Source organism: Streptomyces sp. NPDC006544 (assembly GCF_040611715.1).
In the GTDB taxonomy this organism is placed as follows: Bacteria; Actinomycetota; Actinomycetes; order Streptomycetales; family Streptomycetaceae; genus Streptomyces.
The window spans coordinates 13,978-31,453 of the sequence record NZ_JBEXOV010000060.1 but is presented as its reverse complement, the minus strand read 5'-3'; the positions used below and the strand labels follow the sequence as shown (position 1 = coordinate 31,453).

Genomic DNA, 17,476 nt, shown 5'->3' with positions numbered 1-17,476 from the left:
TCACGGGGTGAGCACGTCTCGGGACACCAGGATGCCGTCCCGGAAGCAGAGCCGGTACGCGTCCCCGGACCTGTCGTCGAATCGGTCGGCCGTTATCGCGTAGTACTCGCACGTTATGCCGTCTCCTGTCGGCTCGGCCGTCAGCGGTCGGTAGTTCGTCTGCCGGTCCGGCAGGAAACGCTCCACCTCAGAACGATCTTGCCCCACTCGCAGGCGGGCGAAGTCACCAGGTTCCAGAACCGATCGGGACGCCGACAGCATCTCCCACCCGATGAGCGCTCCGCTCAGCACCGCTCCAGTCACCAGGGGCACAATGACCGCAGACACCAGTGCCCGGCCGACCCGCCGCCGAGCACGGCGATGTTCCTGCGGCAACTCGTTGCCGGCCCGGGGGACCTCGGGCGCGAGGAGCCGTGGCGGCGGTGACGAGGGCGCGTGCGGGATCCGCGCGGCGACGGCAAAGCCCCCGCCGCGCGGACCATGGTCGAACGAACCGCCGGCCAACCGCACCCGTTCTTCGAGACCGATGAGGCCATGCCCCCCGCTCCGGGGCCGGATCTGGGGCTGAAGGTTGACCGCAGACGTTGGCGGGCCGTTCTCCACGACGACTTCCGACTCCGTTGCCGAATGCGTCACTTGGACGGTCGCCGTCGCGCCGGGCGCGTGCTTGGCAACGTTGGTCAAGCCTTCCTGCACGACCCGATGAACCGCCCGCTCGACCACCGGTGGCAGGTCGTCCGACTTGCCGTCGGCGCGAAACTTCACGGCGAGCCCGGCCGCCGACGCCTCTGCGATCAGGCCTGCAAGACTGGCGCCGTCAGGGCCCGTCAGCGCATCACCGGTCTCCTCCCGCAGGACACCGATCACCTCGCCGAGACGCTCCACTGAGGCCGCCGCCTTGGCCCTGATGTCACCTGCGGCCCTTCGATGGTGCTCTTCAAGGCCCGGCGCGAGTTTCAGAGCACCGGCCGACAGGGCGATCAGGCTGAGGTCATGGCCCAGTACGTCATGCATGTCTTGCGCTATACGCGCCCGCTCGCGGAGCCTGGCTTGCTCAGCGACCAGCTCCTGCTCGCGCCGCAGTTGCCCAGCACGCTCCCAACCGGCCCGGACAAGCTGCTGATAGTGGCACCAGAACCGGCCCGTGAACCAGGGCAGCATCGTGGCGACGACCACCACTGTCACAAATCGGCTGGCCAACGGCAGCCAGGCAGGCACGACGGACAATGCCACCACGCCGGCCGAGAGAAGCCCGACCAGAGCGAGCACGGTCGGCGCCATCCGACCAGGCCGCCGCCCGGCCAGGAACGCGGCGATGGCAGTCGGGACAGCCCACCACTGGTTCACCATGCTCAGGCCGGCGGCCGTCATAGCGCCCGCTGTCAGAAGGCTCCCTGGATCAAGAGTCTGCCGGGAAACAGCCGTCCCGGTCGGAGTTCCACTAACGATCACCATACTGTCCACGGAAGCGACGGTACGGACATCGGGAGCCGTCCGACACTGCCGAAAGTCCAATCTGCGCCGGTAACCGGCAAGCACCGCAGCTTTGAGGGAGCCAGACACGGCCAAGCTCCTGAGGCGAAGTGAGTCCTACTCGCACACGGGGGCTGAACAGAAGAACTTGACAGGGAAGTCCTGCAGTCCACTCCACCCGCGGCTGGCTCTACGACTCGAGCCTCGCCCGGCCGAAGCGGGTCCCTACGCTCGCGCAGGAGTGGGCGCTGGATCGCGCGATGGCTGCTCGGCAGACGTGCCCCGTGCCCACCTGCGGCCGAAGGTACGTGTTCGTCATCGGGCTCGGAGCCACCAGCTGCGGCACGAACACCACCAGCACCACGGGGAAGACCTCAGTGTCGACCGCACCCGTGCCCGAGGACACCGGGCTGCTCCCGAACACCGCCAGCACTACCGGGAACACCTCAGTGCCGGTCGCACCCCGGCCCGAGGGCACCGGGCCACTCCCGAAGGCCTTCGTCACCACAGACCTAGCCGATGCAGCCGCGGCCGCCGGCGTTCCGGACAACGCCCCGGAGTACGCCCGCGGGTACACAGACGCACCCGCCGGCTCACGCCTGACATGCGGTGCCGCCTTCGCGGGCTTCGAGGACAAGACCACCAAGGTCGACATGACACGGTACGAATCAGTGCTGCGCGAACTACGCAACCGCGGCTGGACACAACCCAGAAGCGCGAGGAACGCAAGGACAAGACCACCGGAAAAACATTCAACGCCAGAGACGGCTTCGAACAACGCGGCTGGCGACTCGTCGTCGAATACTGGGAGGGTGTCGAAGGCGCAGGCGGCACAAAGATCAGCCTCATCGGCCTCGACGACGCCTGCATGAAAGCCAACGGATTCAAGGAACCCACCACCTGATCAGCCACTGCACAGAAGCCAGAGCCTGACCGTTATCTCGGATCGTCCCCATCCGACATAACGGCCTCCACGCTCCCATACCGCGAGATACACCGCCAGGTGCGCAGCCTGCCTGAAACACCCTCAGGCCTGCGATGGCCTGTGGCTTCTATCGGACAGCTCAGTGACGCCGTTCGTTGACAACCCGAGACGCGTGCATCGCCGAATCGTCAACCTCCCTGACTTGTCACCGCGGCGACCCGCTGCGCCGGCTTCGCCAAGAATCCCGCCGCCGCCCCCGCCTACTACTAGCTCTGCGCGAGCTTTGGCGGCGTCCTCGCCGAGTTCGTCCTCTCCGCCTTGGCGGGCCTGGTGGGCGGCGCGGTGTGCGGTGTCGGCGACGGAGAAGAACAGGGGCATCGCGAAGGCGGCGGACTGCCCGGCCTCGGCGAGGGCTTCGGAGAACGGCTCGACGACAGGCAGGGGGTAGCGGGGGCAACGATCAGGCCGAGTGCTCTTCGAGGTCGGCGGGGGGCAGCGGGATCGGGACGAGCCCGGCCGGACAGCATGCGCGGCGCCACCGGGCTAACGCACCCCGGCGGTGTCGGGTCACGGCCCGACAATGTCGTCTGTCATTGGCCAGGATTCAATGCTGACCAAAGAGGCGCAAAGGGCAGGGAGGAATCAGGATGTGCAACGAGATTTTGACCACCTGTTCGAACAGCTTTCCAATGGGAATATGAAGCCGGGTACGGGAAGTAAGACACTGGAAGGCACAGACGTGTCCTACGCTCGAGGGAGAAACGGCGGGCGGCTTTTCTTTCGGAATGTTGATGGCGGTATACAGATTGTCGGCAAGTCGGGTAAGGCGAAGGATAGCGAACCCAAAGTGATCAGGAGGCTGAAGGAACTCTATGGACAGTGAGCACTTCGAATTCACGGAAGACGACGACATCTATCATGTCGTCAGGGAACCTGAATTCACTGCACTGTTCCTGCTCGGCGCCGACGACCGGGTGGAATCGGTAGACAACGTTGACGTCGAGTTGCGACTTCCGGACGGTACTAGCTGGAGTGGAACTTTCATGACTGTTGGCGCGATCGAAGTGGTGATGAATCGATGGAGAAAAACAGGCGAGTATGGCGGTGGTGTCTTCTTTCAGCGTTCTGATCTCGTGATCGTCCCAAAGGCTGGAGTGGTCGCCATTGTCGAGGCGCTCCGTGCGGTCGTGACAGAGGGACCGCAGGGAACTCTCGGTAAGTTGGAATAGCCCGATTTATCCCTCTCGCCGGATCGTTCCATTAATTCCGGTATCGATTTCCATAACGTGGACTTCTTGCCAGCGGCCAGATTCACCAAGCGGTTGACGAAAAGAAGTCTTCAATAGAGATATCAGCCCCGCCAAGCTCTGCTTGGCGGGGCTGATATGCTGTCTGATGCAGCGGCAACGACCACGCATTCCAGCGAATGAGCGTTTTCCAACCTGACGGCGCTGCAGGGTGGTTGTTGCGAGTCAGGGGCTGTACGGAATGACGAAGCTCCTGGTAGACGGGTTCTCGACCAGATCACCCGTGTCCGCCAGGAGCTTCGCGTGCTTGTCTACCCGTCGTCGATCGATCTGTCCAGCAGTACCTTGCGGCACCTGGCCGAGCGGCTCGCAGTCCGGCGATGGGAGATCGGTACCCGGTGGCGACGGCTGCTGGCAGGCCGTCAAGCCTTGCTTGCCTTGGCCATCTGCGGTGCGGCGACACCTACGCCCAGCTTGCCGCCGGGTTCGCAATCGGTATCGCGACCGTCTACCGGTACATACACGAGGCCATCGAAGTCCGGCCGCTCTCGCACCGACCCTGGCCAACGCGATGGAGACGGCCCGGACAAAAGCGTTCGTGATCCTGGACGGCACGCTGCTGCCGATCGACCGGATCGCCGCCGACACCCCCTACTACTCGGGCAAACGCAAGCGGCACGGCATGAACGTCCAGGTCCTCACCGACCCGTTCGGCCGACTGCTCTGGGCTTCCCCGGCCCTGCCCGGAGCCACCCACGACCTGACCGCGGCCCGACACCATGGCATCGTCGACGCGCTCGCCGCCTCAGGACTGAAGTGCTGGGCGGACAAGGCCTACCAAGGCGCGGGCCGACACATCCGAGTCCCCTTCCGGGGCCGCCGGCTCAAGCGGTGGAAGCGACGTCACAACAGCAGCCACGCCAAGATCCGGTGCGTCGGCGAGCAGGCCATGGCCGTCCTGAAGGGCTGGCGCCTGCTCCGAAAGCTCCGCTGCACCACCAACCGGATCACCGACATCGTGAAGGCCGTCCTCGTCCTCCACCACGCCTCAACATGAGGTTGGAAAAGGCTCAAGCACCCCGTATACGGCTACGTCACCCCACTCGAAACCAGAGCCCTGGCGACCCACGACCTCACCCCCGCAGCGTAACCACCCGTTGTCCAGGTTCAGGGGGAACTTCAATCAGAGCACGCGGGCAACCATGTGCTGCCCCCCTATCGTCCCTTCGGGTATGCCGACACCGCCTGCCTCGCCCCATTGGCCGCACTGTGCTCACGGCGCCACACCAGTGGACCCGATCGGGTGCCGCGGGATTCACGTTCCCGGGCACACCGCATGCCTCGCACACCTGGCGTCCACCGACCGTGACAGCTACCTGGCCGACCTGACACACGGCGACGACATCGATCACCGGGGCACCACTTTCACTCCGTCTCTACTCACATATCTCCTCAACGCCCTCCGAGACCCCGCCACCAACCACCCGAAAATCGGTCGTGCCTGGTTCGCGTCAGCTGCCTTCACCGGTGACGCGTGGTTCGGGTCGGCGACCTTCACCGGTGACGCGTGGTTCCAGTCGGCGACCTTCACCGATTTTGCCGGGTTCATGTCGGCTACGTTCCTCGGTGACGCCGACTTCGGATCTGCGACCTTCACTGGCCAGACGGTGTTCCGGTCGGCGACCTTTATCCGTGACGCCGATTTCCAGTCGGCGACCTTTACCCGTGGCGCCGGGTTCCAGTCGGCGACTTTCACCGGCGACGCCAGGTTCCAGTCGGCGACCTTCACTGGAAACGCCGACTTCGAGTCGGCTACCTTCACAGGTGACTCCTGGTTCAGCTCGGCGACCTTCACCAGCAACGCTCAGTTCGGGTCGACGACCTTCACCGGTAACGCCCACTTCGCATCGTCGACCTTCAACAGTGACGCCAGGTTCGGAGGTGCGACCTTCACCCGTCGCGCCGCCTTCTGGTCCGCGAACTTCACCGGCACCGCCGAGTACCGATCGACAACTTTCACAGATGACGCAGACTTCCGCTCGGCGACCTTCCGAGAGGATTGTGATTTCGAGCAGGCATCGTTTGGGACAAATGCCCGTTTCGGGCAAGCAGTCTTTGAACGAGCGAGTACCTTTGGGCCTCTGATGTGTTCGGGGCTGGTGCAGTTGTCGGGGGCGGACTTCGCAGGGCCGGTCGTCCTTTCGGTTGCTGCACACCGTGTGGAATGTCGGCGAACGCGTTGGTCGTCGACGGCCGAGCTGCGTCTGCGGTACGCCACGCTGGATTTCTCCCACGCTGTCTTTGAGTACGCCGTGACGATCGCCGCTGAGGCCTACCCCTTCACTCTCCTCGGCGGACAGCCAATGGTGGAGCGAATGTTCTCCAGGACGCCTGATGACCATGTGAGGGTGGGGTCGCTGCGGGGCGTGGACGTCACCCATCTGGTCCTCGCCGACGTCGATCTGTCGGAGTGCTTGTTCACCGGAGCCGTGCATTTGGATCTCCTCCGGTTGGAAGGCGCCTGCTCTTTCGCCAGGGTTCCCCCTCGGGGCCGGTGGCGGCTGAGGCTCGCCGAGCGCCGCACACTCGCCGAAGAGCATTACTGGCGCGCAAGCCAGCCCGGGGCCTTGCCCGGCTGGAATTCGGCTGTCCTTGGTGCCGGGCGGGCAGGACCGCCCCAGCTGGCACCCGTGTATCGGGCGTTGCGCAAGTCGTTCGAGGACAGCAAAAACGAGCCGGGAGCGGCGGACTTCTACTACGGCGAGATGGAGATGCGCCGCCACGACCGTAAGGGAACGACCCGTACGGAACGCGGACTGCTGCACGGCTACTGGGCCCTGTCCGGGTACGGGCTGCGTGCCTCGCGTGCCTTGTGCTGGCTCGCCCTCACCATGAGCGCCACTGTGTTGCTGCTGATGTGGTGCGGGATAGCCCAGGACTCCCCGAAGCAGCAAGCGACCGGGACCATCCCGGCCGGCGGCGGCAGCGTCACATTCAAGATCGACAAGGCTGATCCGCAGAACCCAAAGGGTGCCAGGTTCACCGGGAAGCGCTTCGAGAAGGCGTTCGACGTCACGCTCAACTCGGTGGTATTCCGCTCCTCCGGACAGGACCTGACCACCGCCGGTACCTACATCGAGATGGCGTCTCGCCTGACCGAACCCGTCCTACTGGGTCTCGCGGTCCTCGCAGTCCGCAACCGCGTCAAACGCTGACCGCAGAAAACCTCGGAGGACTGCCGATTCGGTGTAGGGCTGGCCAGTGCCGAGGACCCATTGCTTGCTCCCGTGCCCCGGCGTCCGGCAGCTCGGCTGCTCCGGGGCGAGTCGTCATGAGCAAACGTGTCGGAACATACCACTATCCGGATGACTGTGCCAGAACCTTCCCGGAGCCCTCCGAAGAGACCTGCCGCTCACGGGAGATATGGGAGTGCGATCGCGGAAAGCGATACCTCTCAGAGGCATATGCTCAAGGCGGCCACCCCAACTGGTATTGGTGCTAGAGGTGGGCCGAACTCCGAGACCAATCGGAGTGACGACCTGGGAGGCATGACCGGCAACGGCGTCTGACCCGTGCCGAAAGCCGTGCTCGACCGGCCGGGGCGGCTGGAGCAGGCGACACCGCGCGGGGATCACGAAGTGGTCCGCAACGACTGGCAGAGCCGAGGCCTGGCCACACGGGCGACAACCTTAAACCACCCGAGATGGGGAAAACGTGAATGCCCACACTCCCCAACGTGCGGGCTGCCATCTCATGGATCACAATCGGGATCTGCGAAGAAGGAAGATCTCCATGTCGGGTCGCATGGTCTGGGTCATGCACGTACGCACACCTGTAGAGAGGCGACATGGTGACTTGGGAAGAAATGTACAAGGCAGCAATGCAGGAACTGCATAAGTCGCTCATCGGGCACGACGGCACCTATATCCACACCGGTGGCTCCTCGCGGGAGAATGCCTCACAGTGGGCCATGATCGCTTTGGCGCTGCGACAGCATCTTTAGAGCTCGTAACAGGATCTTGATGAGATGTCCTGGTCAGCCGTGACCGGTGTGAGGATTCGGCCGTTCGTGATGGTGTGAGTACTCGGCCGCAGGTTCTCCCGGCCGCGCGGACCCGCCACGCGCCGCCGCCCGCCGTCTCAGACCCGCACCTGGTACCCGCCTCGCGGGCCGCGTGGCGCTGGTACTTCTTCCGAGGGCCGCACCAGCGGTCCCGCCGGAGAGGGCCGGTGTCCGGCCGCCGGTAGACCAGGGTCCGGTAGATGGTGGCCAGGGCGACGAACCCACTCAGGGCGGTCAGGACATAGGCCGGCTGCTCCAGGCCGACTTCACCAGCCCAGCACCTGGATGGGGACGGCAATCAGCATCCCCTCCACTCCAATCCGGTCCCGGCCGGTGGGCACCCACCGGCCCGCCCGCGCCCGTACGCGATCCGTCCACACCCGGAAGCGGGCACCGCGCCCACTGCGCCCGGGTGTGGGAGCCGCGTACGCCCCGCGCCCCTGGCCGGTGCGGCCTGCTGCCGGTGGGCGGGGACGGCCGGCTTCCGTCGGGGCCGGCTGTCCAGGGCCGCGGCGGCGGGCGCCGTGGTGGAGCGGCAACGGGCAGCCGCCGGGGAGACCCGGACCCGGGACGCGGGCGCGGCCGAAGCCGAGGGCGATGTCGTCAGGGCGTGCAGCGTCGCGTCCACGAGCCGCCCGACCGTGGTGAAGGACGGGCCGTCCTTCCAGGAGGCGTCGGCCTGAAGGCGGGCCAGGTGCGCGGCGAGGAGAACCGGTGCCGCCCTGGTCGCGGATCTGGTCCATGCGGTGGGTCAGCACCCGGCTGCATGCCGCCCTGCTGGCCGAGATGCGTCGCGCCGACCTGCTGGAACTGGACGACTGCTCAGCTAGCCCCGCAACCCTGCCGACCGCGCCCAAATTCGGTCAGCCGGCTGCGGCGTCCGGGCCCTGCCCGAACACCGGGACATCCTCCACCCCCACGTCCAGGCGCAGCCGCTTGAAGCGCAGCGGGTGGCGCCACACGCCGCCTCGGTCGATGGAGCGGTCGGCGCTGATCTCGGCCACCAGGTCGGGGCGGACCAGGCGCACGTCTAGGACATCACGGGAGCCCCAGGTTGCGGCGAACGTGACGCCTTCCCAGGGGTGTCCGGGGTCAGCGGCCGTCAGGTGCTCGGCGACCAGGTGGGCCGCCTCCGTGCGCAGCGGGACGGTGCGGCCGACCGCGCGCAGCCGGCCGTCTGGGTCGTGGCGGCCGAGGACGAGGAGCTGCGGGCGGGTGAGGGTGCCGGTGATGGCGCCGATGATCGCCTCGGTGGTATCCCGTCGTCTGACCTTGGTCCACGACCCTCTGTGGCCCGGCATGTAGTGGCTGGTCTGGGGCTTGACCACGATGCCTTCGACGCCGGACACGCCGGTCCACGACTCCAGCCATTCGCGGGCTTTGGCCGGGTCCGTGGTCATGGGACACAGGGTCCATGGGGCCGTCAGGGCGTGTTCGGCGAACAGGGCCTCCAAGCGGGCGCGGCGCTCCACATACGGCAGGTGCAGCAGCTCGCGGCCGTCGATCTGCAAAACGTCGAACACCACGAAGAACGCCGGCAGCTTCGCGGCCAGCGCGGGAGCGCTGCGGGCGCGGACGGCGGCCCGACGCTGCAACCCCTCGAACGACAGGGCGCCAGCCTCGCTGTCCCACACGAGCAGTTCGCCATCGAGGACCAGGCCGGCGGGGAGCTGCGCCTCGGCAGCCGCGACGAGATCGGGGAACGCGCCCTGGACCAGAGCGCCGCGGCGGGTCTGGAGCAGCACCCGCCCACCCGGCCCAGCCGCAGTGAACACCAGCGCCCGGTACCCGTCGAACTTCTGCTCATACGCCACCCCCGAAGCGAGCGGACGCACGGGCGGCATCACCTCGGCGGCCTGCGCCAACATCGGCTCCACCGGCGGTCTCAAGGTCATCCTGGAGCCTCCCTTGTCGTCCTCCCTTCCAAGGGTCCGCCGGGCCGGACCGGCCGGTCCGGAAGGCGTCCAGGGCGTCATCCATCCGAGGTGGGGGCGGGGCCGCCTGGCCAGCGGGGCCGCCTGCGTGCGGCACGGTGGCGGCATGCGCCGCTGGACCCTCCCCCTGCTCCTCGCCGCCCTCCTCACGGCCCCCGGATGCGTCACCATCCACCCCACCCCGCTCCCTCATCCCGACACCCGCGCCCCAGCGGCGGCCGATCACAAGCACCCCGCAGGCCCCCTGCCCGCCCGGCCCGTGACCGGGACGGCACTGCCGCTCTCCCCCCTGCCCGCCCCTGCGCCCGCCGCCCCGGCCGGTGCCGCCCCCGCGCAAGACCACGGACCCGGCCCCACCGCAGCGGACCACGCAAGCACCGGCCAGGCCCGGCACACCCTGCCCACGCCCCGCCGGACGGCCGGACCAGGACCCGTACGGCCCAACCGGGCCATCGCACCGAAGCGGGCCCCGCGCCCCGCAGGCAAGCCCAAAGCCAAGGCGAAGGCGCGGCCGAACCACTCTGCCCAAACGCCGCACCGCCCGGCCCGACCGGCGCCCGGAACGGGAGCGGGAAGCGGGGACATGAGGGAGCTGTGTCGCGCGGCCCACGGCATCACCAGCCCCGCCATCGCCTCACTGTGTCACCAGACCTACCGCTGACCTGCGGTGCGCCCCCGCGCTCAGAAAATCGAACACATGATGGAATAGCGGGATCCCCGCACCGAGGAGCAGCGCCATGACCTCCCCCGCCCCCACCAGCAGGCCGCAGCTCGTCACCTGGGCACCCAGCCAGACCGGCCCCTGTGCCCGGTGGCTTGTTGACTGCACTGACGGTGCTCACACCCCGGCGCCGCGATTCGGGGGTAGGGCGGCGGTCGGACCTTGACCGCCCGTTCTCGATGACGAGGGCCAACCCGCTCGCGCCAGGCGATCGGGGCCCAGGAAGCGGATATCGCCGCGCCGGAACCCCGGGGAACGATGGGGGGGCGAACTACGCCTGGCTATGGGACAGTTCATGATGTCGTGTCACCGGCTGCTGGGGGAAGGGCGGATTATGGCGGACGAGGGGGACGGCTGGCTGACGGAGCGCCAGGTGAGCACCTTGTGGCCGGGCGTCGGTACTGGCTCGGTGTATGTGAATGCGCTGGCCCATGGGGTGCGGACCCGTACGGAGAGCTGGATGACCACTACGGGCTATGCCGGCAAGATGTGGTATCACGCCGACGACGTGCGCCGAGTGGCCCCGCGGGTAGCAGCCGAGCCACTCAAGGGGCCGTCCCAGGTACCGTGCTGTCTGGTGCTGATCGTTCTGGCAGCGGCACCGCTCGTGTGGCTGGCGATACAAATAGAAAGCGCAGGCGGGTGGTGAAGGTCAAGTGTCTGGCTGCGCGGCCGGCCAGCCGCGAGATGCTGGGGTGTCAACTGCATCATCTCTGGCTCGTTGGGCAGGGCGCTTCCGAGCCTCAAGGAGAGGCCGATCAGATGCCTACACGCGTGGCTACGGCGTCCGCACGTCCGTAGCCGAGCACCTGGGTGAGGACTTGTCGGAACGTGATGAGGCCTTCGGCCGGCGCTTCGATGACGGCCTCGATCTCGCTGTCGGTGCAGAGAAGATGGCAGCGGGTGCAGGGTCCGGCCTGGGACGGTGCCCAGGTCGCGACCCCGGGGCGTGGGGTGGGGGTGCTCACAGCTGGTTCCTCTCGGCGGGCGGCACTGTAGTGAACCGTTTCGCCGCCCCGGCATTCCCGCCAATACGCAGGATCAATCGAACGCCACGCGCAGTCACCAGGACGCGCTCCCATCGGGTTAGCTGGTCCTGCCGGGGGTGGATCAGATCAACGCGAGACGCCCTCACGCGGTGCACTGTGGGGGCGTTCAAGGCCACGGGCGTCCAGCGAGCTCCGGGCGCCGTCCGTGCCGAACACGCCGGGGTTCAGCCGGCGTCCTGGGCGACGGCGGCGCGGAACTCCTGCGTCATCAGGGGGACCGATCCATGCTGTACGGGCACCGGGCCGGGCTCGCGCCAGACCTTGTGCAGCGCGGCCCGCATCTTCTCGTTCATCGCCTTCTCGACCGCAGCCCTATGCTCCTCGGGCACCTCGCGGGTGCGGGTGTCCGAGACGACGACCATCGCCCCGTGCGGGGTGCCGATCATCCCGATGGTGGTGGCCTTCCACTTCAGCTGGCGGGCCGCCTTGCGCATCGCCGCCCGGATCAGCTCCACGCCGCCCAGCCCGACGGGTTCCTCATCGCCCAGGTTGACCTGGTACGAGCCGCCGTACCCGCCGGCATTATCCGGGCACGACCGGCTCAGCAACGGCACCAGGGCATTGGCCATGGCGATGCAGCGGGGGTCTTTCGCGTACGAGGGCACCCGCGCATCGTAGAGCCCTGCCCGTGCCCCGGGGACCCCCGACGTCGGCTGCCGCGAGGGGCGTTGACCCGTCAGACGCTTCGCGGTTCGTGGCTCGCCGTCTTCTTCGACGCCGCAGGCTCGTTTCTTCGGTGAATCCGGCCACCCGGCCGGGTGAGTTGCCCAGACACCCCCTTCCAAGCAGGCCGTAGCCCAGCTACAACCCGGAGCATGATCAACAATCTGCTGCGCCGCGGCCTGCCCGCGCTCGCCCTCGCCGCCCTTCCCTTCCTTGCCTCCACTCCCCGGCCGCCGCCAACACGCTGCCCGCGAAGGAGACCTCCCACCGCGTACATTCCCGTCCAGAGCGCCGCCGGGGCACCGGCCGCTGCAGGGGTCAGGGCGCCGCTGCCGTTGTTTGAGGCGATCGACCAGCTCCCGATCGCGACCGAGCACCGCGAGGGCTACAAGCGGGACCTGTACAAGCACTGGAACAAGGGCCTGATCGCCTCCGACGGATGCGACACCCGACGGGAAGTCATCCTCTCCGAGGCCGTGGAGGCGCCGCAGGTCGCGGCCGGTTGCAAACTGACGGGCGGATCCTGGCGCAGCCCCTACGCCAACCTGATCGTCACCGACGCCGGTCGGCTCGACGTAGATCATTTCGTCCCGTTGGCGGAGGTATTCGACTCGGAACAGACGCCATGGAGCGCTGCTCGGCGTGAGGCGTACGCGAACGACCAGAACAGCCCGGACACCCTGATCGCGGTCTCCGCGGCCTCCAACAGGTCCAAGAGCGACAAGGACCCGGCGGAATGGCTGCCCTCCGACGGCTCTTACCACTGCACCTACGCCGCGACATGGGTGGGGACGAAGCTCCGATGGGTCCTGGCTGCCGACGACGCCGAGGTACAGGCCCTGCTCGGGCTCGCCGAGGACTGCCCCACCACGACCGTCGCCTACGAGACCGCCCTGTAGAACTCCTTGTTCCAAGGAGGCAGGATCCGGCGTCCCAGCACCACGCTGCCGCCGGATGACGGCGGCCCGCCTACCGAAAGGGAAGACGGGCTGTCGAGAAAGCGGGCGGCCGGAACGGCTGCTGCCAACGGGCTAGGCCAGGTCGTTGGGCGAATGCGGCGTGAAGTGGATACGGACCGGAACGGGTACGACGTGCCGCCGGCCTCGGCGGACGAGTTCGTCCATCACCGCCTCGGCCGGTGCCCGCTTCGTCGTCCTGGAGGGCGTCGAACTGGGCAAAGTCCCACATCTCGTCATGGGCGACGAAGCGGGCAGGCTCCGGCGAGGAGAGCGGCTTTCCCATCAGGATTCCCCCCTTGATCGGTTCGCACAGCGTAGGGCGCGGGCCCCGCAGTGCCGAAGGATTCCGGTCAGGAGCGGTGCCGGATGCGGTCGGCGTCGAGGACCGCCAGGTCCGGGTGGTCCATGAGCTGTTGCTCACCCGCCCATTCGGCGAGGTCGTCCCTGTGCGCGGCCCGGACGTCGTGGTAAGAGGTACCGGTGAGCAGCGCGAGGTTGTCCATGTCGACGGCGCTCAGGCCGTTGTAGCGGTTGGCGGGAGCGAAGCTGGAGGCGATGTCGAGGGCGCAGCTGCTGCCGGCGTTGGTGAGCTTGTCGATCAGCCATCGCCGGAATGAGGTGCTCTGCTCACTCCAGGCGGGGTCGTAGTCGTCGTACTCGGAGTCGTCGTAGCCAGGACCGATGGGCATGGGCAGACTCTTTCCATGGTTTCGGAGGGGTATGCCGGTCTTTGTTTGGCCGGATGCGTTGGTCGGCGTGCTGCGTCATCCCCGGCTGGGTAAGGAGGTGCCGGAGCGAGGCCGGAAGGAAGAGAATCGCGGGCATGGCCCGCTCGTTCTTCCACTCCTCCGTCACCGATCGCGAATACGTTCAGCGGGCCACGGCGCCTCTCCCCGGGCCCGCCCGATGGATTGACGGACTCCAATTTGCACGCGATAGTTGCGCGGCCGGGAAGGGGCCCGGTCGCACAACCAAGGGGCGGGACGCAGTAGCGATGCACGGCACGAATGAAAACAACCAGGTCAATGAGGACATTGACGGCGCACACCCGGCCGGTGACCAGACATCGCACGCCACTGAGACAGCCGAAGGCACCGGGCAGGAAGTCGCGGACGCGAACGACGCGGCGGGCGGAGGTGCCGAAGGTGCCCGCGCCGAGGGCCGGGAGCTGCTCACCGCGCGGCGGTGGGGCGGGCCCGGCAGGCGGCCCGAACGGGACTGAAGGCGTACGGGCCCGACGCCGAGCTGTCACTGCTCCTCGCGCTCGCGCACGCGGCCGAGGACGACGACGACGAGGACGACCGCGCCGAAGAGGTCTACCGGGACGCTCTCGAGGTGTTCCCCGACCACCTGGGGCTGCTCGCCGGGTACGCGGAACTCTGCCTGCGCAGCGACTTCCAGGACCGCCCGGCACGCAAGAACCGGGGCCCCGCCCTCGCTGCGCGGGTGGCCGAACTGGCTCCCGACTCGCCCGAGGCCCTGCGCGTGGCCCAGGTGCAGGGTGCGCCATGGCTGACGGCGGCCCGCGACAAGGCCGCGAGGCCGCCGCGCATCGCCCGGACGCAGCTGTACGACCTGCGCCAGGCACTGGCGGCCGGCCGCGGTGTGCGCCCCGCCGCCGACCAGGCGCGGGTGGATGCCGCGCAGCGGCCGGACGACGCGCGCCGCGCCATGCTCGCCGAGGCCCTCGAAGTGCTGGACCGGCCCGGTCGGGTGCTCCTGCTGCCGCTCGTCCGCCAGCCGCTCATGTCGGGCCTCGTGCGCGGCGTCCTGCTCGGCGCGGTGCTCGTCGCCGTGGTCGGCCTGGGGCTCCCGCAATGGGTGTGGTGGGCCGGGATCGCTGCCTACGGAGCGCTGCCCTTCTGGCTCGGCAGGGTGCTGCGCGGCGCCCGGCGCCGGGGCGAGCCGGCCGCTGCCGCACATCCGGTGCCGCAGGAAGCGCCGCTGCCCGAGCTGGCGCCCGTACCGCCGTATTCGTCCCGCGAGTTGGCATTCGGCCTGGCCGGGGCGGCGGTGGTGCTGAGCAGCCTGGTGGGGCCCGGGGTGTGGTCGTAGGCGAAGCACACCGCGTATCCGCGGTATGAGGTCGTCAGCCCTGACTCGTTCCAGGGCATGAAGCGCGTGTGGAACTCGCCGCTCAACCAGATGTTGGCGGAGGCCGCCGTCGCGGTCCCGGGGGACTTCAAGGCCTTCACCGAGGTGTACGGCGCCCGACGGCCAATGAGGGGCGCATCGGCATCTACGGAATAACGGGTGACTGGCACGAGATGTCCCCGCGCATGCCGACCTCGTTCGCGGATGCCGCGCGAGCCGGCGCCGAGAGCGTCGGTGCGACGGTCAGGACCTGGAAGCCGGAGGCGGGGCCGGCCGGAGGCTGGCTGGAGTGCGTGGAGGTCACCGCCGCTGACGGCTACCGCAACACCACGTGTCTGTGGGGCGACAAGGGCAGTTTCGGCAGGGTGACGATCGTCGACCCGGACCTGGCCGCCCGGGCCGACTCCCTGACCCGCGAGCTGCGTGCGGCACTGGTCCACCCGGCGGCCGGCGCGGAGGCGCAGGGTTCCTAAGACCGTCCCTCGCGATGGGTGCCCGCCGGGAGGGTGCGGGTGGGCGGGATCGCCAGGCCCGTGGGGGTGTTCAGGCCCGTGACGGGGAGGGTCGTCTGGCCGCTGCCGTCGGGGGAGAGGCGGACCACCCGGTTGTTGAAGGCGTCCGCGACGTAGAGGCGGCCCCTCCCGTCGAGGGCCAGGCCCAGCGGGTCGTTGAGCCCGGCCGCCGGGACCGTGCTCTGGCCGGAGCCGTTGGCCGCCAGCCTCACCACACGGTTGTTGCCGGTGTCGGAGACGTAGAGGTTGCCCGCCGGGTCGAGGACGATGCCGGCCGGCTGGGAGAGACCCGTGAAGGGAAGGGTGCGCTGCGCGCCGCCTCCGGCGGGGAGGGTGACGACGCGGTCGTTCACGAAGTCGGTGACGTAGAGGGAACCCGCGGAGTCGAACGCGAGGCCCCAGGGGTGGAGGAGTCCCACGGTGGGTACGGTGCGCTGCCCACTGCCGTCCGCGGGTACCTCGACGACCCGGTCGTTGAAGCTGTCGGCGATGTACAGATCGCCCTCGGCGTCCAGTGCCAGCCCGAGGGGGCGGGAGAGCCCCTCCGTCGCGACGGTGACCTGGGGGCCGCCGTCCGCCGGGATCCGTACGACCCGGTTGTTCCCGGTGTCCGCCACGTAGAGATCGCCCGCGGCGTCGACCACCATGCCCGTGGGCCGGACCAGCCCCACGGCGGGGACCACGTCCTGCCCGCCGCGCCGCGCCACCCGCAGCACCCGGTCGTTGCCGTAGTCGGAGACGTACAGCGGGCCGCCCGCGCCCCCGGACCCCGGGTCGGAGGCGGCTGCCGTACCGGCCGGGGCCAGCCCGATCGCACACAGCGCCAACAGCACCAGGACGGAGCCGGCCCTGCGGCGGGTACGGCCCGTACGGTTCGTACGCGGGGGTTCGGGAACTGCGGAACTGGGCACGGCGCACCTACCTGTCCTGGTCGTCCGGCCGCCGAGGCTAGCCCCTGCGGCCCGGCCGCTCCCCCGCACCGCGCCACCGCCCGGCCGTCTCGCACACGGACGGCCGGCATCGGCGTACGCCGCGCCGGACGTGGCGGCCAGGGTGGTGACCACCGCCGCGAGCGGGATGGCCAGGGTCCTGCATCGGGGGAGGCCGCGGGTCACCTGGTCTCCCGGGACAGAGCTGTCAGGGAGGGGTCGGCGGCCTGCGTCAGGTCGGTGTCGGCAACGTCAGCTGCTCGACCCACCAGGCCCCGGCGTCGCCGGTCATACGCAGCGCGGTGAAGGACGTACGGGGCGGCTTGCCGGGCCAGGTGACGGTGTGGGAGACGATCACGCCCCATCCGGCCGGGTGGGCACAGATGGCCGGCACCTGGACGGGCGGGCGGTCCAGGAGCACGGGACCGATGGCCGGGCCGTCCGGGTCCGGGGTCTCTGGGACGGGGTGGCGGTCGTCGCACGCCGTGCGCTCCGCGGCCGCGAAGTACATCACCTGCGTGCGCGGTGCGGTGTTGGACGCGGTGGTAGACCTGCGGGTCGGCTCGCCCACCTTCGGCCGTTGGGCGGGCATCCCTCTGGACGACGTCGAGCGTCGGGCGGTCTATCTCTCGGAGGGGCTGGGTCATGGCTTCTGCGCGCTCACCGACGACGCGATCCTGACGTACCTGTGCTCGACGACGTACCGGCCGGCCGGCGAGCACGCGGTCCATCCGCTCGATCCGGACTTGGGCATCGAATGGCCGGCCGACGCACCGCTGCTCTCCGCCAGGGACGCGGCCGCGCCGTCGTGGGGGGAGGTGGTGGCGAGGGGGACTCTGCCGTCATACGACGCATGCCCGGCGGAGAGCAGCTGATCCTGTCGTTCAGCCTCGGACGCCCAGAAGGA

General features: G+C 68.7%; 19 protein-coding genes and 2 pseudogenes. 14 read left to right on the top strand and 7 right to left on the bottom strand.

Annotated elements, in window-relative coordinates:
* Positions 1–1,371 carry a histidine kinase gene (locus tag ABZY44_RS25175; protein ID WP_356657505.1) on the bottom strand — a complete coding sequence of 457 codons (1,371 nt, stop codon included), beginning with the start codon at positions 1,369–1,371 and terminating at the stop codon, positions 1–3.
* Between the two features lie 706 nt (positions 1,372–2,077).
* On the opposite strand from ABZY44_RS25175, the gene ABZY44_RS25170 reads away from it, so the two are divergent.
* The 7 genes and pseudogenes from ABZY44_RS25170 (at position 2,078) to ABZY44_RS25140 (ending at position 8,391) form a co-directional block, all read left to right on the top strand.
* The gene (locus ABZY44_RS25170; RefSeq protein WP_356657503.1) at positions 2,078–2,377 is read left to right on the top strand and encodes a hypothetical protein; all 300 of its coding nucleotides are present in this window, start codon (positions 2,078–2,080) and stop codon (positions 2,375–2,377) included.
* A gap of 628 nt (positions 2,378–3,005) precedes the next feature.
* Complete coding sequence (locus ABZY44_RS25165; protein ID WP_356657501.1) at positions 3,006–3,281, top strand: hypothetical protein; 276 nt, start codon at positions 3,006–3,008, stop codon at positions 3,279–3,281.
* Entirely contained in the window at positions 3,271–3,627 is a 357-nt protein-coding gene (locus ABZY44_RS25160) for a hypothetical protein (protein ID WP_356657499.1), read from the top strand. The genes ABZY44_RS25165 and ABZY44_RS25160 overlap by 11 nt, the downstream gene beginning before the upstream one ends.
* A gap of 321 nt (positions 3,628–3,948) precedes the next feature.
* Positions 3,949–4,702, top strand: a pseudogene (locus ABZY44_RS25155) (transposase family protein).
* Positions 4,703–4,934: 232 nt separating this feature from the next.
* Positions 4,935–6,860 (top strand): pentapeptide repeat-containing protein, encoded by a 1,926-nt coding sequence (locus tag ABZY44_RS25150; protein ID WP_356657497.1) that lies wholly within the window; start codon positions 4,935–4,937, stop codon positions 6,858–6,860.
* A gap of 632 nt (positions 6,861–7,492) precedes the next feature.
* The gene (locus ABZY44_RS25145; RefSeq protein WP_356657495.1) at positions 7,493–7,648 is read left to right on the top strand and encodes a hypothetical protein; all 156 of its coding nucleotides are present in this window, start codon (positions 7,493–7,495) and stop codon (positions 7,646–7,648) included.
* A 584-nt stretch (positions 7,649–8,232) separates the two neighbouring features.
* The gene (locus tag ABZY44_RS25140) at positions 8,233–8,391 is read left to right on the top strand and encodes a hypothetical protein (RefSeq protein WP_356657493.1); all 159 of its coding nucleotides are present in this window, start codon (positions 8,233–8,235) and stop codon (positions 8,389–8,391) included.
* Between the two features lie 180 nt (positions 8,392–8,571).
* Here the strand turns inward: ABZY44_RS25140 and ABZY44_RS25135 are convergent, their stop codons facing one another.
* Positions 8,572–9,603 (bottom strand): ATP-dependent DNA ligase, encoded by a 1,032-nt coding sequence (locus ABZY44_RS25135; RefSeq protein ID WP_356657491.1) that lies wholly within the window; start codon positions 9,601–9,603, stop codon positions 8,572–8,574.
* 145 nt (positions 9,604–9,748) lie between these two features.
* On the opposite strand from ABZY44_RS25135, the gene ABZY44_RS25130 reads away from it, so the two are divergent.
* Together ABZY44_RS25130 and ABZY44_RS25125 are read left to right on the top strand one after the other, a co-directional pair.
* Positions 9,749–10,303 carry a hypothetical protein gene (locus ABZY44_RS25130; RefSeq protein WP_356657489.1) on the top strand — a complete coding sequence of 185 codons (555 nt, stop codon included), beginning with the start codon at positions 9,749–9,751 and terminating at the stop codon, positions 10,301–10,303.
* 343 nt (positions 10,304–10,646) lie between these two features.
* Positions 10,647–11,012, top strand: a complete 366-nt coding sequence (locus tag ABZY44_RS25125; RefSeq protein WP_356657487.1) for a hypothetical protein — start codon at positions 10,647–10,649, stop codon at positions 11,010–11,012.
* Between the two features lie 109 nt (positions 11,013–11,121).
* Here the strand turns inward: ABZY44_RS25125 and ABZY44_RS25120 are convergent, their stop codons facing one another.
* The gene (locus ABZY44_RS25120) at positions 11,122–11,331 is read right to left on the bottom strand and encodes a hypothetical protein (RefSeq protein WP_356657485.1); all 210 of its coding nucleotides are present in this window, start codon (positions 11,329–11,331) and stop codon (positions 11,122–11,124) included.
* 245 nt (positions 11,332–11,576) lie between these two features.
* On the bottom strand, positions 11,577–12,017 hold the full coding sequence (locus tag ABZY44_RS25115; RefSeq protein ID WP_356657483.1) for a hypothetical protein: 441 nt from the start codon (positions 12,015–12,017) through the stop codon (positions 11,577–11,579).
* Positions 12,018–12,227: 210 nt separating this feature from the next.
* On the opposite strand from ABZY44_RS25115, the gene ABZY44_RS25110 reads away from it, so the two are divergent.
* On the top strand, positions 12,228–12,974 hold the full coding sequence (locus tag ABZY44_RS25110; protein ID WP_356657481.1) for a DUF1524 domain-containing protein: 747 nt from the start codon (positions 12,228–12,230) through the stop codon (positions 12,972–12,974).
* A 410-nt stretch (positions 12,975–13,384) separates the two neighbouring features.
* Here ABZY44_RS25110 and ABZY44_RS25105 read toward each other — a convergent pair whose 3' ends face one another.
* On the bottom strand, positions 13,385–13,723 hold the full coding sequence (locus ABZY44_RS25105; protein WP_356657479.1) for a hypothetical protein: 339 nt from the start codon (positions 13,721–13,723) through the stop codon (positions 13,385–13,387).
* A 305-nt stretch (positions 13,724–14,028) separates the two neighbouring features.
* Between ABZY44_RS25105 and ABZY44_RS25100 the strand changes: the two genes are divergently transcribed.
* The 3 genes from ABZY44_RS25100 (at position 14,029) to ABZY44_RS25090 (ending at position 15,601) form a co-directional block, all read left to right on the top strand.
* On the top strand, positions 14,029–14,256 hold the full coding sequence (locus ABZY44_RS25100; RefSeq protein WP_356657477.1) for a hypothetical protein: 228 nt from the start codon (positions 14,029–14,031) through the stop codon (positions 14,254–14,256).
* Positions 14,220–15,089 carry a hypothetical protein gene (locus ABZY44_RS25095; protein ID WP_356657475.1) on the top strand — a complete coding sequence of 290 codons (870 nt, stop codon included), beginning with the start codon at positions 14,220–14,222 and terminating at the stop codon, positions 15,087–15,089. Before ABZY44_RS25100 ends, ABZY44_RS25095 begins: the two co-directional genes overlap by 37 nt.
* A 224-nt stretch (positions 15,090–15,313) precedes the next feature.
* Positions 15,314–15,601 carry a hypothetical protein gene (locus ABZY44_RS25090; RefSeq protein WP_356657473.1) on the top strand — a complete coding sequence of 96 codons (288 nt, stop codon included), beginning with the start codon at positions 15,314–15,316 and terminating at the stop codon, positions 15,599–15,601.
* Here the strand turns inward: ABZY44_RS25090 and ABZY44_RS25085 are convergent.
* Both ABZY44_RS25085 and ABZY44_RS25080 read right to left on the bottom strand, forming a co-directional pair.
* Entirely contained in the window at positions 15,598–16,446 is an 849-nt protein-coding gene (locus ABZY44_RS25085) for a hypothetical protein (RefSeq protein WP_356657539.1), read from the bottom strand. The two genes, ABZY44_RS25090 and ABZY44_RS25085, sit on opposite strands and share 4 nt — an antisense overlap.
* Before the next feature lie 355 nt (positions 16,447–16,801).
* A complete protein-coding gene (locus ABZY44_RS25080) occupies positions 16,802–17,080 on the bottom strand; it encodes a hypothetical protein (protein ID WP_356657543.1) in 279 nt (92 codons plus the stop codon).
* Between ABZY44_RS25080 and rfbC the strand changes: the two are divergent.
* Positions 17,070–17,444: pseudogene (gene rfbC / locus ABZY44_RS25075) on the top strand (dTDP-4-dehydrorhamnose 3,5-epimerase); the annotation flags it as partial. The gene ABZY44_RS25080 and the pseudogene rfbC sit on opposite strands and share 11 nt — an antisense overlap.
* Between the last annotated feature and the right edge of the window lie 32 nt (positions 17,445–17,476).